At 68.6% G+C, this 13,825-nt stretch carries 10 protein-coding genes and 1 pseudogene; 9 read left to right on the top strand and 2 right to left on the bottom strand.

From position 1 onward, the window contains the following. Window positions 1-41: 41 nt before the first annotated feature. Window positions 42-359, bottom strand: coding sequence for a hypothetical protein (locus F1D05_RS21250; RefSeq protein ID WP_185441903.1), 318 nt, complete (start codon window positions 357-359; stop codon window positions 42-44). 94 nt (window positions 360-453) lie between these two features. On the opposite strand from F1D05_RS21250, the gene F1D05_RS21245 reads away from it, so the two are divergent. The 9 genes and pseudogenes from F1D05_RS21245 (at window position 454) to F1D05_RS21210 (ending at window position 11,297) form a co-directional block, all read left to right on the top strand. Then, entirely contained in the window at window positions 454-1,242 is a 789-nt protein-coding gene (locus F1D05_RS21245; RefSeq protein WP_185441902.1) for a TIGR03084 family metal-binding protein, read from the top strand. Next, window positions 1,239-1,469: pseudogene (locus tag F1D05_RS42600) on the top strand (acyclic terpene utilization AtuA family protein); the annotation flags it as partial. The gene F1D05_RS21245 and the pseudogene F1D05_RS42600, both read left to right, overlap by 4 nt. After that, entirely contained in the window at window positions 1,462-2,973 is a 1,512-nt protein-coding gene (locus F1D05_RS21240) for an acyclic terpene utilization AtuA family protein (RefSeq protein WP_246485829.1), read from the top strand. The pseudogene F1D05_RS42600 and the gene F1D05_RS21240, both read left to right, overlap by 8 nt. Further along, window positions 2,970-4,157 carry an acyl-CoA dehydrogenase family protein gene (locus F1D05_RS21235; RefSeq protein WP_281388700.1) on the top strand — a complete coding sequence of 396 codons (1,188 nt, stop codon included), beginning with the start codon at window positions 2,970-2,972 and terminating at the stop codon, window positions 4,155-4,157. Before F1D05_RS21240 ends, F1D05_RS21235 begins: the two co-directional genes overlap by 4 nt. Further along, the gene (locus F1D05_RS21230) at window positions 4,154-5,785 is read left to right on the top strand and encodes an acyl-CoA carboxylase subunit beta (RefSeq protein ID WP_185441900.1); all 1,632 of its coding nucleotides are present in this window, start codon (window positions 4,154-4,156) and stop codon (window positions 5,783-5,785) included. Before F1D05_RS21235 ends, F1D05_RS21230 begins: the two co-directional genes overlap by 4 nt. An 80-nt stretch (window positions 5,786-5,865) precedes the next feature. After that, the gene (locus F1D05_RS21225; protein ID WP_428995035.1) at window positions 5,866-7,914 is read left to right on the top strand and encodes a biotin carboxylase N-terminal domain-containing protein; all 2,049 of its coding nucleotides are present in this window, start codon (window positions 5,866-5,868) and stop codon (window positions 7,912-7,914) included. After that, window positions 7,911-9,068, top strand: coding sequence for an acyl-CoA dehydrogenase family protein (locus F1D05_RS21220; protein ID WP_185441898.1), 1,158 nt, complete (start codon window positions 7,911-7,913; stop codon window positions 9,066-9,068). The genes F1D05_RS21225 and F1D05_RS21220 overlap by 4 nt, the downstream gene beginning before the upstream one ends. A gap of 45 nt (window positions 9,069-9,113) precedes the next feature. Then, a complete protein-coding gene (locus F1D05_RS21215; RefSeq protein ID WP_185441897.1) occupies window positions 9,114-10,679 on the top strand; it encodes an AMP-binding protein in 1,566 nt (521 codons plus the stop codon). A 12-nt stretch (window positions 10,680-10,691) separates the two neighbouring features. Then, entirely contained in the window at window positions 10,692-11,297 is a 606-nt protein-coding gene (locus F1D05_RS21210) for a TetR family transcriptional regulator (RefSeq protein ID WP_185441896.1), read from the top strand. Window positions 11,298-11,424: 127 nt separating this feature from the next. Here the strand turns inward: F1D05_RS21210 and F1D05_RS21205 are convergent, their stop codons facing one another. Then, window positions 11,425-13,749 (bottom strand): NACHT domain-containing protein, encoded by a 2,325-nt coding sequence (locus F1D05_RS21205; RefSeq protein ID WP_246485827.1) that lies wholly within the window; start codon window positions 13,747-13,749, stop codon window positions 11,425-11,427. Window positions 13,750-13,825 lie beyond the last annotated feature (76 nt).

The raw sequence follows: 13,825 nt of genomic DNA, 5'->3' as shown, positions 1-13,825 counted from the left end.
GTGGCCTAAGGCCCGCTTTTCTAATCACCGTGATCGGTCAGCTACACAGGCACCTTCAGCCCTCCGCCGAACCCGCCGTCAGACCGCTGACGATGTAGCGCTGGAAGAGCAGGGCCCGCCCCGGTCACCGGCTGGGCCCGAGCGAAGGCGAGTGGCCCAGATCTATACCTCACCCGGCGAGCGCTAAAGGCCTTGGAGTCGGCTCGGGCTCGGGCCTTCTGCCGGCGGAACTCCAGCATCTTGCTGCCCGGCTGCATGCCGCGCCGGCGGATGTCCTCGGTGAAGCCCATCATCCCGAGCCACTTGGCCACCTTCGGGCGGGCCGTGTAGGTGCCGCTGCCGTGCCGGCGGACCAGCACCGAAGATAGGCGGAGGAAAAAAACAAGCAGGCTTGATTCTTTTTGCCTGGAGTGGGACGCTCGGCTGACGATCCGCCGCGCAAGGGAGTCCCGGGTGCAACTGGACGATGTACTTGCTGATCTGAGTGCCGAGAACGCCGAGCTGGACCTGCTGGTCGGCGGCCTGCGAGCCGACGACTGGGCGACGCCGACGCCGGCCGAGGGCTGGACGATCGCCCATCAGATCGCGCATCTCGCCTGGACCGACGAGGCGTCGCGGCTGGCCGCGACCGACCCCGCCGAGTTCGAGGCCGAGTCGCAGAAGGCGATGGCCAATCCGGCCGGGTTCGTCGAGGACGGGGCGACCGAGCTCGCCACCCTGCCGCCGGGCGAGCTGCTGGCGTACTGGCGGGAGACCCGCGGCGAGCTGCCCGCCGCGCTGCGAGCCGTGCCGGCCGGCGAGAAGGTGCTGTGGTTCGGGCCGCCGATGAGCCCGACCTCGATGGCGACCGCGCGGTTGATGGAGACGTGGGCGCACGGGCAGGACGTGGCGGACGCGCTCGGCGTCCAGCGGCAGCCGACCAGCCGGCTGAAGCACGTCGCCCATCTGGCGGTGCGGACCAGGAACTTCGCCTACCTGCTGAACGACCGGCCGCCGCCGCCGGAAGAGTTCCACGTGGAACTTCGCGGTCCTGACGGTGACCGCTGGAGCTGGGGACCGGAGGACGCTGAGCAGCGGGTGAGTGGAGCGGCGCTGGACTTCTGCCTGCTGGCGACGCAGCGGCGGCATCGCGACGACCTCGACGTACAGGCTGTCGGCGCCGCGGCGGACGAGTGGCTCGGCATCATCCAGGCGTTCGCCGGAATGCCGGGCAAGGGCCGCGAACGAGGTCAGTTCGCATGACATCCGAAGAAGCGGTCAGCGTACGGATCGGAAATGCGTCGGGGTTCTACGGTGACCGGTTCAGCGCGTTCGAGGAGATGCTGACGGGTGGCGAGCTGGACTATCTCACCGGTGACTATCTGGCCGAGCTGACCATGCTCATCCTCGGCCGGGACCGACTGAAGGACCCCTCGCTCGGCTACGCGAAGACCTTCCTCAGGCAGCTCGAGACCGGGCTCGGTGAAGCCCTCGACCGGGGCGTGCGGATCGTCAGCAACGCCGGCGGCCTCAACCCGGCCCGGGCTCGCCACCGCGATCCAGGAGCTGGCGGACAAGCTCGGCCTGCACCCCAAGATCGCGTACGTCGAAGGCGACGACCTGCTGCCCCGCGCGAAGCGGCTCGGCCTCGGCCGGCCCCTCACCGCCAACGCCTACCTCGGCGCCTGGGGCATCGCCGAGGCACTGGACGCGGGCGCCGATGTCGTCGTCACCGGCCGGGTCACCGATGCCTCGGTGATCGTCGGCCCGGCCGCCGCCGATCACGGCTGGCGGCGGGACCAGTACGACGAACTCGCGGGCGCGGTCGTCGCCGGTCACGTGATCGAGTGCGGCTGTCAGGCGACCGGCGGCAACTACGCGTTCTTCCACGAGATCCGCGACTTCGGCCGGCCGGGTTTCCCGATCGCGGAGATCTTCGCGGACGGCAGCAGCGTGATCACCAAGCACGACGGCACCGGTGGCGCCGTCACGATCGACACCGTCAAGGCGCAACTGCTCTACGAGATCACCGGGGCCCGGTACGCCGGACCGGATGTCACCGCGCGGATGGATTCGATCCAGCTCAGCGCCGACGGGCCCGACCGGGTCCGGATCACCGGTGTCGAAGGCGAGCCACCTCCCCCGAAGTACAAGGTGTCGCTGAACACGATCGGCGGGTTCCGGAACGAAGTGAACTTCGTACTGACCGGGCTTGATCTGGAGGCGAAGGCGGAATTGGTTCAGCGGCAGCTCGAACGCGGGCTGCGACGGAAGCCGGCCGAGCTGAAGTGGTCGGTCGCGTGGACCGAACAGGCGAACGCCGAGAGCGAAGAGCTGGCGAGTGTGCTGTTGCGGTGCACGGTCAAGGACCCTGATCAGAAGGTGGTCGGCCGCTCGTTCTCCGGTGCGGCCGTTGAGCTGGCGCTGGCAAGCTACCCGGGCTTCCACGTCACCGCGCCGCCGGAGGACGCATCGCCGTACGGCGTGTTCACGGCTGGGTTCGTCGATGCCGGCGAGGTCGAGCATGTCGTTGTCCTTCCGGACGGCACGCGTAAGGCGATCGCGCCGTCGGCCGAGACCTTGGCGCTGGAGCCCGCGGAAGGGGCACCGCTGCCGATGCCGTTGCCGCAGCTCGTCGCGGCCGGTCGACCGGCTCGGTCGCTGACGCGCGAAGTCCCGCTGGGGCGGATCGCCGGCGCGCGGAGTGGGGACAAGGGCGGGGACGCGAATGTCGGGGTCTGGGTGCGGAACGAGACGGCGTGGCGGTGGTTCGCGCACACGTTGACGGTCGAGAAGTTCCAGGAGCTGCTGCCGGAGACCGCCGCGTTCCGGGTCACCAGGCACGTGCTGCCGAATCTGTGGGCGCTGAACTTCGTGGTCGAGAGGTTGCTGGGCGAAGGGGTGGCCTCGCAGGCGCGGTTCGACCCGCAGGCCAAGGCCGTCGGCGAATGGCTGCGTTCGCGCTACCTCGACGTACCGGAAGTCCTGCTGTGAGCGAGGTTGCGTCCGAAGAGGCGAGGGGCCTGCCCCACAGGTATTCGGACGCAAGCGACGAGGAGAAGGCGCTGCGAGCGACCGTACGGCGGTTCATGGTGGGCGAGGTGCTGCCAGGGCTCGACCAGTGGGAGCGCGATGGCGAGCTGCCGCGCGAGCTGCACAAGAAGGCGGGCGACCTCGGACTGCTCGGCGTCGCGTTCCCCACGGAGGTGGGCGGGAGCGGCGGGACGTTAGCGAACGCGGTAGCGGTGGTCGAGGAGATCCACTACGCAGGCGGATCGGGCGGATTGGTTGCGTCATTGCTGACCTGTGGGATCGCGCTTCCACATATCGTTGCTGCAGGCAACCAGGACCAGATCGACCGCTGGGTGCGACCGACGCTGGAGGGCGCACTGATCGGCTCGCTGGCGATCACCGAACCCGATGGTGGGTCCGACGTCGCCTCACTCCGTACTACGGCCCGTCGCGACGGCGATCACTTCGTCGTCAACGGGGCCAAGACCTTCATCACCTCCGGGGTACGCGCGGACTTCGTCACCACCGCGGTCCGGACGGACGGCCCCGGCGCGCACGGGATCTCGCTGCTGGTGATCGAGCGCGATACGCCCGGATTCGAGGTGTCGCGCAAGCTGGAGAAGATGGGCTGGCTCTGTTCGGACACGGCCGAACTCTCGTTCACCGACGTACGGGTTCCGCTCGCGAATCTGGTCGGCGGACCGGGGACGGGCTTCATCCAACTTGCGCAGAACTTCGTGGCAGAACGGCTCACCCTCGCAGTACAGGCGTATGCCGGTGCGCAGCGGGCGCTGGATCTCACGGTGGAGTGGTGCAGGGCGCGGGAGACGTTCGGGCGGCCGTTGATCTCGCGGCAGACCGTGCAGCACACGCTGACCGAGATGACGCGGCGGATCGACGTCGCCCGGGTCTATGTGCACGAAGTGGTCAGGCGCCATGAGCAGGGCGACGACGTGATCGCGGAGGTGTGCTTCGCGAAGAACACGGCGGTCGAGGCCGGCGCGTGGGTGTGCGACCAGGCGCTGCAGTTGCACGGCGGGCTCGGGTACATGCGCGAGGCCGAGGTGGAACGCCAGTACCGCGACCAGAAGATCCTCGCCATCGGCGGCGGCACCACCGAGATCCTCACCTCCCTTGCAGCCAAACGACTGGGGCTCACCGCATGACAAACTCCGTTACGTCCGAAGCAGCGAGGGGCGGGACCTCCACCTCTTCGGACGCAAGGGCTCAGGAGAATCGGCAGGAGATGCTGGCGAAGCTGGCCGCGTTGGACGCCGAGCATGCGAAGGCGCTGGCGGGTGGTGGGGAGAAGTACGTCGAGCGGCACCACAAGCGGGGGAAGTTGCTCGCGCGGGAGCGGATCGAGTTGCTGCTCGATCCTGACACTGCGTTCCTGGAGCTGTCGCCGCTGGCCGGTTGGGGTTCGGACTTCACCGTCGGCGCGAGCCTGGTCACCGGGATCGGCGTGGTGGAAGGCGTCGAGTGCCTGATCACGGCGAACGACCCGACCGTCAAGGGTGGCGCGAGCAACCCGTGGACGTTCCGGAAGGCGTTACGGTCCGACGAGATCGCGCGCGCCAACCGGCTGCCGGTGATCAGTCTGGTCGAGTCGGGCGGCGCGGATCTGCCTACCCAGAAGGAGATCTTCATCCCCGGCGGCGCGATGTTCCGGAACCTCACCCGGCTGTCGGCCGAGGGGATCCCGACGATCGCGCTGGTGTTCGGCAACTCGACCGCGGGCGGCGCCTACATCCCCGGCATGAGCGACTACGTGGTGATGGTCGACGGCGGCGCGAAGGTGTTCCTGGCCGGGCCGCCGCTGGTGAAGATGGCGACCGGCGAGGACGCGGACGACGAATCCCTCGGCGGGGCAGCGATGCACGCCCGTACGTCGGGGCTCGCGGACTACTTCGCCGTCGACGAACGGGACGCGATCCGGCTCGGCCGGCAGATCGTGTCGCGGCTGAACTGGAAGAAGCTCGGCCCGCCGGCTGCCGCGCAGTACGAAGAGCCTTTGTACGACGCCGACGAGTTGCTCGGGATCGTGCCGGGGGACCTGAAGATTCCGTTCGATCCGCGAGACGTGATCGCCCGGGTGGTGGACGGGTCGGTGTTCGACGAGTTCAAGCCGCTGTACGGATCGTCGCTGGCGACCGGATGGGCGTCGATCCACGGGTATCCGGTCGGCATCCTGGCGAACGCGCGCGGGGTGCTGTTCAGCGAAGAGGCGCAGAAGGCCGCGCAGTTCATCCAGCTCGCGAACCGGGCCGCGGTGCCGTTGATCTTCCTGCACAACACGACCGGCTACATGGTCGGGCAGGAGTACGAGCAGGGCGGGATCATCAAGCACGGCGCGCAGATGATCAACGCGGTGTCGAACTCTCGCGTCCCGCACGTCTCGGTGCTGATGGGCGCCTCGTACGGGGCCGGGCACTACGGGATGTGCGGGCGGGCCTTCGATCCGCGGTTCCTGTTCGCATGGCCGTCGGCGAAGTCTGCCGTGATGGGTCCGCAGCAGTTGGCCGGGGTGCTGTCGATCGTGGCTCGCGCCGCGACCGCCGCGAAGAACCTTCCGTACGACGAGGACGGCGACGCCAAGATGCGCGCCTATGTGGAGGGCCAGATCGAGGCGGAGTCGCTGCCGATGTTCCTGTCCGGACGCCTGTACGACGACGGCGTGATCGACCCGCGCGACACCCGGACCGTGCTCGGTCTGTCCTTGTCCGCGATCCACTCGGCCCCGGTCAAGGGCACCGACTTCGACGGCGCCAACTTCGGCGTCTTCCGGATGTGATGGCGTTGTCTTCCGAGAGTGTCGACCAGGGGGCCTACACCTCCGTCCTGAAGCTTGTCAGCGCACCGCCGATCACGTCGGTGCTGGTGGCGAATCGGGGCGAGATCGCGCGGCGGGTCTTCCGGACCGCGCGATCCCTTGGGATGTCGTGTGTGGCGGTGCATTCGACGGCTGATGCGTTGGCGCCGTACGTCGCGGAGGCGGACGTGGCGGTGCATCTGCCTGGTACTGCGCCTGGTGACACCTATCTGCGCGGCGAGTTGGTGATCGAGGCGGCGTTGAAGGCTGGGGCCGATGCGGTCCATCCGGGCTATGGGTTTCTGTCCGAGAATGCGGCGTTCGCGCGGGCGGTCGAGGCGGCTGGGCTGGCGTGGATCGGGCCGCCGGCCGAGGCGATCGAAACGATGGGGTCGAAGATCGAATCGAAGAAGCTGATGGCGGCGGCCGGCGTACCGGTGTTGTCGCAGTTGGTGCCTGATGAGGTGACTGAGGCCGAGCTTCCCGTGCTGGTGAAGGCGTCCGCGGGCGGTGGTGGGCGGGGGATGCGGGTCGTTCACTACCTGGAAGAGCTGGCCGGCGAGATCGAGGCGGCGTCGGCGGAGGCGTTGTCGGCTTTTGGGGATGGGACCGTTTTCTGCGAGCCGTATCTCGCGACCGGGCGGCACATCGAGGTTCAGGTGCTGGCTGATCAGCACGGGACGATCTGGGCTGTCGGTGAGCGGGAGTGCTCGATCCAGCGGCGGCATCAGAAGGTGGTCGAAGAGGCGCCGTCGCCGTTGGTCGAGCGGCTGCCGTGGATGCGGGACGAGTTGTTCGAGGCGGCGCGCAAGGCGGCTGCCGCGATCAGGTATCTCGGGGCGGGGACGGTGGAGTTCCTCGCTGACGACAGCGGACGGTTCTACTTCCTGGAGATGAACACGCGCCTCCAGGTCGAGCACCCGGTCACGGAGTCGGTGACTGGACTGGACCTGGTGCAACTGCAGTTCGAGATCGCGCGCGGGCACGAGCTTCCCGCCGAACCGCCTGCTGCTGTTGGGCATTCAATCGAGGTCCGGCTCTACGCCGAAGACCCCGCCAACAACTGGCAACCCCAAACCGGCACCCTCCACCGCTTCCATTTCCCCACCCCCACCACCTCCTTCGCCTCCCCCGTGCACCGCGCTTACGTCCGAAGAAGTGGTGATGACGTCCCTCCGCTTCTTCGGACGCAAGAGAGCGCGCCGTGGGTTCGAGTCGACTCGGGGGTGGAGAGCGGGTCGGAGGTTTCGCCGTACTACGACGCGATGCTCGCCAAGGTGATCGTCTGGGGGGCGACGCGGGAGGTCGCCGCGGCTCGGCTCGCGGCCGAGTTGGGGCGCGCTGAGATTCATGGGGTGCGGACCAATCGGGATCTGCTGGTTCGGGTTTTGCGGCATCGGGCGTTTTTGGATGGGGAGACCGATACGGCGTTCTTCGAGCGGCATGGGCTCGAGGTGCTGGCGGAGCCGTTGGCGGACAAGTCGACGGAGGAGTTGGCGGCGCTCGCGGCGGCGCTGGCGGATGCGGCTCATAGGCGGACTACTGCGAAGGTGCAGGGGCGGCTGCCTAGTGGGTGGCGGAATCTGGCGTCGCAGCCGCAGCGGAAGACGTTCGCGGCGGGTGACTCGACGTACGAGGTGTCGTATCGGCTGACCCGGGACGGGCTGCTTGCCGACGGCGATGTGACGCTGGTCGAGGCCTCGCCGGATCAGGTGGTGCTGGAGGTCGGCGGCGTGCGGCGGCGGTTCGCGGTGGCGGCGTACGACGGGCTGGTTTGCGTGGATTCGGCTTCGGGGTCGGTGGCATTGACGCCGGTCGACCGGTTCCCGGATCCGTCGCAGCAGGTCGCGGCCGGGTCGCTGCTCGCGCCGATGCCGGGCACGGTGATCCGGGTCGGGGTCTCGGTCGGCGACCAGGTGAAGCAGGGGCAGCCGCTGCTCTGGCTGGAGGCGATGAAGATGGAACACACCATCTCCGCACCGGCCGACGGAATTCTGACCGAGCTCGCCGTCGCCGCCGGGCAACAGGTCGAGGTCGGGGTCGTCCTTGCAGTCGTACAGGTGGAGCCCGCAGTACAAGAGGCCGTAGGACAAGTGGAGGAGAACGCATGAGCTTCGTCGAGAGTGAGGAACGCCGCGCGCTGCGGGCGGCGGTGCGCGAGCTCGGCCGGAAATATGGCTACGCCTGGTTCACCGAGCGGGCCCGATCCGGCGGCCAGACCACCGAGCTGTGGGAGGAAGCGGGCAAGCTCGGCTACCTCGGCGTCAACCTGCCCGAGGAGTACGGCGGCGGAGGCGGCGGGATGGGCGACCTGTCGATCGTGCTGGAGGAGCTCGGCGCGGCCGGCTGCCCGCTGCTGATGATGGTCGTCTCACCGTCGATCTGCGGCACGGTCATCACCCGCTTCGGCACCGGCGAGCAGAAGCAGCGCTGGCTGCCGGGACTCGCGGACGGCTCGACCACGATGGCATTCGCGATCACCGAGCCGGACGCGGGATCGAACTCGCACAACATCACCACGACAGCCCGCCGTACGCCGGACGGCTGGTCGCTGTCGGGCCGGAAGGTGTACATCTCCGGGCTCGACGTCGCGCAGGCCGTGCTGGTGGTCGGGCGGACCGAGGACGCGAAGACCGGCAAGCTCAAGCCCGCGTTGTTCATCGTGCCGATCGACGCGGCCGGGGTCGAGTTCAGCAAGATCGAGATGGACCTGATCAGCCCGGACAAGCAGTTCTCGCTGTTTCTCGACGACGTGCAACTCCCCGCCGAAGCGCTCGTCGGCTCCGAGGACGCGGCGCTGATGCAGCTGTTCGCGGGTCTCAACCCGGAGCGGATCATGGCGTCGGCGTTCGCGCTCGGGATCGCCCGGCACGCGCTGGACAAGGCCGTTGCCTACGTCAAGGAACGCCAGGTGTGGAAGACCCCGATCGGCGCCCACCAGGGCATCGCCCATCCGCTGGCACAGATCAAGATCGAGGTCGAGCTGGCCCGGTTGATGATGCAGAAGGCGGCCGCCCTGTACGACGCGGGCGACGACCTCGGCGCGGGTGAGGCCGCGAACATGGCCAAGTACGCCGCCGGCGAGGCCGCCGTACGCGCCACGGACCAGGCAGTCCAGTCGCTCGGCGGCAACGGGATGACGGTCGAGTACGGCGTCGCCTCGCTGGTCGCGGCGGCCCGCGCGTCCCGGATCGCACCGGTCAGCCGGGAGATGATCCTCAACTTCGTCGCCCAGCATTCATTGGGTCTACCCAAGTCGTACTGAGTCAGGTCAGAGTCGTGCCTCCCGCTATCTGAAAGGACCGCCGCCATGGTCATCCAGAGCCAGTTCCCGCCGGTCGAGAACCTTGACCTGCCGCTTTACGACGCCGTCCTCGGCCGGGCGCAGGAGTACGGCGACCGGACGGCGTTGGTCGACGGCGTCACCGGCAAGGAGCTCAGCTACGCGCAGCTCGACCAGATGACCCGCCGGATCGCGGCCGGGCTCGCCGAGCTGGGGATCAAGCACGGCGACGTGATCGCGCTGCACAGCCCGAACACGATCCTCTATCCGGCCGTGTTCTACGGCGCGATGCGGGCCGGCGCCACCGTGACGACGGTCAACGCGCTCTACACCGCGGACGAGCTGAAGAAGCAGTTGCTCGACTCCAAGGCGAGACTGCTGGTGACGATCTCGCTCTTCCTGCCGATCGCGACCGCGGCCGTGGACGGGACCAGCGTCGAGGAGATCTTCGTCTGCGACCAGGCCGAGGGGTTCCGGTCGGTGACCGAGCTGCTGGCTTCGACCGGACCTGAGCCGGTGGTCGAGATCGACCCGGCCGAGGACGTCGCCGTACTGCCGTACTCGAGCGGGACGACCGGCATCGCCAAGGGCGTGATGCTGACGCACCGCAACATCGCGACGAACCTGCTGCAGGCCGAGTCGACCTTCACCATGGACGAGAACGAGCGGATCATCGCGATCCTGCCGTTCTTCCACATCTACGGTCAGGCCGTCCTGATGAACCTGCCGCTCCGGATGGGCGCGACCGTGGTGGTGCTGCCGAAGTTCGACCTGCAGCAGTTCCTCACCACGCTGGCCGAGCAGAGGATCACCCGGGCGTTCGTGGCGCCGCCGGTGGTGCTCGCGCTGGCCAAGCACCCGGCCGTCGACGGGGTCGACCTGTCGACTCTGAAGTACGTGACGTCTGCTGCAGCACCGCTCGATGGAGAGCTCGCCGATGCCTGCGCGAAGCGGCTCGGGCTGCACGCCGTCATGCAGTGCTACGGGATGACCGAGCTGTCGCCGGGGACACACGCCGTACCGCAGGACGAGCTGGATCCACCGGCAGGTGCCGTGGGCAAGCTGTTCCCGTCGACCGAGATGCGGCTGGTCGGTGCGGATGGCGAGGATGTCGGCGAGGGCGATCCGGGCGAGATCTGGATCCGCGGACCGCAGGTGATGAAGGGATATCTCGGCCGGCCGGCGGAGACCGACGCGACGGTCGACCCCGAGGGCTGGCTGCACACCGGCGACATCGGCCGGGTCGACGAGCGGGGATTCCTGTACGTCGTGGACCGGGTGAAGGAGCTGATCAAGTACCACGGGTACCAGGTGCCGCCGGCCGAGCTCGAGGCGGTGCTGTTGACCGACGACCGGATCGCGGATGCCGCGGTGATCGGAGTACAGGCCGATGGCAACGAGATCCCGAAGGCGTTCGTGGTGCCGATGCCGGGCGTCGCGCTGAGCGCCGAGGACGTGATGGAGTACGTCGCCGAGCGCGTCGCGCCGTACAAGAAGGTCCGGCAGGTCGAGTTCATCGACGCCGTCCCGAAGGCTGCTTCGGGCAAGATCCTGCGGCGCGAGCTGCGAGCACGGGAGGCAGCACGTGAGTGAAGGCGATTCGCTGTGAGCGAGGCGCTTCGCGAGCCGCAGCAGGACAGAAGCCGGGCGACCCGGCAGAAGTTGCTGGCGGCTGCGCTGGAGTCGCTGGCCGAAGTGGGCTACTCGGCTACGACGGTCGCGGTGGTGGCCGCCCGGGCGGGGGTGTCCCGTGGGGCGGCACAGCATCACTTCCCGACGCGCGCTGACCTGTTCGCGGCTGCAGTGGAGTACATGTCCGAGGTGCGGTTGGCCGAGATCCGTGAACAGGCTTCTGGCCTGCCCAGCGGCGAGGGGCGGACCGAGGCGATCGTCGGGATGCTCGCGGACGTCTACACAGGGCCGCTGTTCCGTGCTGCGTTGCACCTGTGGGTCGCTGCTTCTACTGAGGAGCCGTTGCGGCAGCAGATCGTGCGGTTGGAGGCCAATGTCGGGCGGCAGGCTCACCGCGCGCTACTAGACGTACTGGAGGTCAGTGAGCGCACTCCGGGTGTCCGCGAGACGGTGCAGGGGGTGCTGGACATGTCCCGGGGGCTGGGGCTCGCCGACCTGCTTACTGACGACTCGGCTCGCCGACAGGGCGTAGTACGGCAGTGGGCGCGCATCCTCGATCAGGCGCTAGCGCTTCGCTAGTCGCTCATCGACCTTTGCTGCAAGGGCATCTGGGTCACAGTCGGCTAGGTGGTCGCGGACCAGTAGGTGGATGAAGGCGTACTCGCCGCGGCCGGTGCGAGCTGCTCGTCAGCGTTTCACCTGCCGGTCAGTGGCTGCGCGTTAGCCCGGCGCGGGATCCGCGGGCTGCTTTTCGCCGGTCCACCTTGGCTGCCAGGGTGTCCGGGTCGCACTCGGCCAGGTGGTCGCGCACCAGGAGGTGGATGAAGGCGTACTGCTCACCCTCGAACCGGCGACCTTGCCCGGTCCGGGCCAGCACATGCCGATCGGCGGCGTACTGGAGAAAGGCGCGGCGGCGCCAGGGCAGGTAGCTCGTCCATCGCAGCATCAGACCGTGCAGCAGACGCGAGACGGTTTCGGCAATCCGGTGACCCCGGGAATCCCAGCCTTGGCCAGCCATCACTCCGAGCAACAGGCCGAGCAGCTGCTCAGGTCCGGTCACACCGGCACTCGCCCCAAGAACAGTTGCTATTAGCAACGAACCCAGCGCGGTGGCGCCGACCCATGGGTCCATCCGCCAGCGGAACCGCGGACCGTCGACGTACTCGCGGCTGCTGTCGCGACGCTCCAGTTGGTCCATCGGGAGACGCTTGATCAACCGGACGCCCTCGACACCGATCAGACCGAGCACGCACGCCTGGACGAACGAGTCCGGTGACGGTGCCCGGGAGGCCGCCAGTGCACCGACCAGGCCGACCACCACGAGTCGCAGGCCGAGTAGCCGGCGTCGCCATCTCTGCGTCGGCCGCGTCATTTCCGCGAGCTCCTTCAGATAGGCCACGCCGGCGCCGACCGCCAAGAGGCCGAGTCCCAGCCAGGTCGGCAGCAACGTCACGGTCCCGACCGCTGCCAGGCCGAAGACGAGCCCCACGATGGCGCCGAGGCTGATCACCAGCGCCGCGATCAGCGCCCGCGGCTGCTCCGGCCGGCGCCGGAACACCCGCCAGGTCCGCGGCGGCAGATGGACGAGAATCAGCCCGATCAGGCCGAACCCGAAACCAGCCGGTACGCCGAACAGCGCAGCCACGGCCAGCGTGACTCCGCCGACGAATCCCGCGAGCAGAGCCGGCAGGCAGATCATGTGGCCCAACTGGCTGACCTCGGGCAGCGACATCCCGTACCAGCCGCCGGGAGGAAGCCGGCGTGGCAGCGCGATCCGGTCGCCCTCGCCCATCCGGGTCCACCGGGCCAGGCACCAGAGCGACCGCATGGTGGTTCGTGAGCTGTACCGCCCGGTGGCCGGGCGACGCCGCGCCAGCACCTCGGAGACATAGGTGTCGAACAGTTCGCGCCGGTGGTCCGCGACGTCGCCCGCGACGATGTCGCGGGCGTCGCGGCCCTGGTAGGCGAGGGCCATCACGTTGAGCATCAGCGGTGAGTCGACCAGACCCCACAGGTCCTCGTCCTGCTCGATCGCGGCCCGGGCGCCGGCGAGTTCCGGCCCGACGGCTGCGAAGTAGTCCAGCACCCGCCGGCGGCTCAACGGCCGAATGCCGACAGTGCCGTACAGCCTGAGCTGTTGCGGCAACCGTTCGTAGTCCTGGGTCCGGCAGGTGACTGCCAGCTGCGTGATCATGTAGCGCCGACGGAGCTCCTCAAGCACCGGAGCCAGCCGATCACGGTGGCCGATCGCAACCTCGTCCAAGCCGTCCAGCAGCAAGGCCAGCTGCCCGTTGCGGAGCCAGACCCTGCCGACGGGGGCCGGAATCTGGTACCTGCTGGTCAGTTCGCCGAGTAACCAGTGGACGAACACGGCGAGCTGGGTGCTGTCAGCTGGATCGTCATCCTCCGGCCGCCCTGCTTGAGACGCACCCGACCCGGCCCAGCCGGCCAGATCGACCAGCACGGGGATCGGTCGCTCCCGATCGTTGCGAGCGTGCGCGACCAGCGAGCGGGCGAGATCCAGCAGGAGCGTGGTCTTGCCGGCGCCGGGAGCTCCGAGGATCAGCATCGAATCCTGCAGCTCGTCGAACACCGTCCCGATCTCGCCGCCCTCCCTGACCTGGGAATCGATGCCACCGAGGGGCCGCACCAGCAGGTCGTACGGGTGGAGCCCCGCACCCACCCGCTCGTCCAGGTCGAGAGCGAGCCTGGTCCGGGAGGCCAGCGAGCCGGCGAACCGGCCATCGAGGTACCGCTCCACACGGTCCAACGCGTTCGGGCGATTCCTGGGCTGGTCGGCGGACCGCGCCCACTGCGCGCCCGTACGGCGACTCCGGACCTCCACCAGGCCGGTGACGATCGCGATCACCCACAACAGGCCGATGGCCGGCCACGCCCACCCGACGTACCGCTCGAGGATGACGGGCACGGTACCGCCGGTGGCAACGTTGATCGCGATCGGCAGCAGGACCAGGGTGAGCGAAATGGTCAGGACAATCACGATGGCCCTCAGCAGCCCGTGGATCCTCACCCACGGAGCGTATCGAGCCAGCGGTTCGCCCGTGCTCCTGTCCGCGTTTCACCTGCCGGTCCTGCCTTCGGGAATC

The sequence above is a fragment of the Kribbella qitaiheensis genome (genome assembly GCF_014217565.1).
Classification (GTDB): Bacteria; Actinomycetota; Actinomycetes; order Propionibacteriales; family Kribbellaceae; genus Kribbella; species Kribbella qitaiheensis_A.
This window is presented reverse-complemented; position numbering and strand designations above follow the sequence as displayed.

Coding starts and splice junctions, on each gene's coding strand:
- F1D05_RS21230 (WP_185441900.1), top strand. CDS start 4,154: ATGACAAACTCCGTTACGTCCGAAGCAGCGAGGGGCGGGACCTCCACC.
- F1D05_RS21220 (WP_185441898.1), top strand. CDS start 7,911: ATGAGCTTCGTCGAGAGTGAGGAACGCCGCGCGCTGCGGGCGGCGGTG.
- F1D05_RS21215 (WP_185441897.1), top strand. CDS start 9,114: ATGGTCATCCAGAGCCAGTTCCCGCCGGTCGAGAACCTTGACCTGCCG.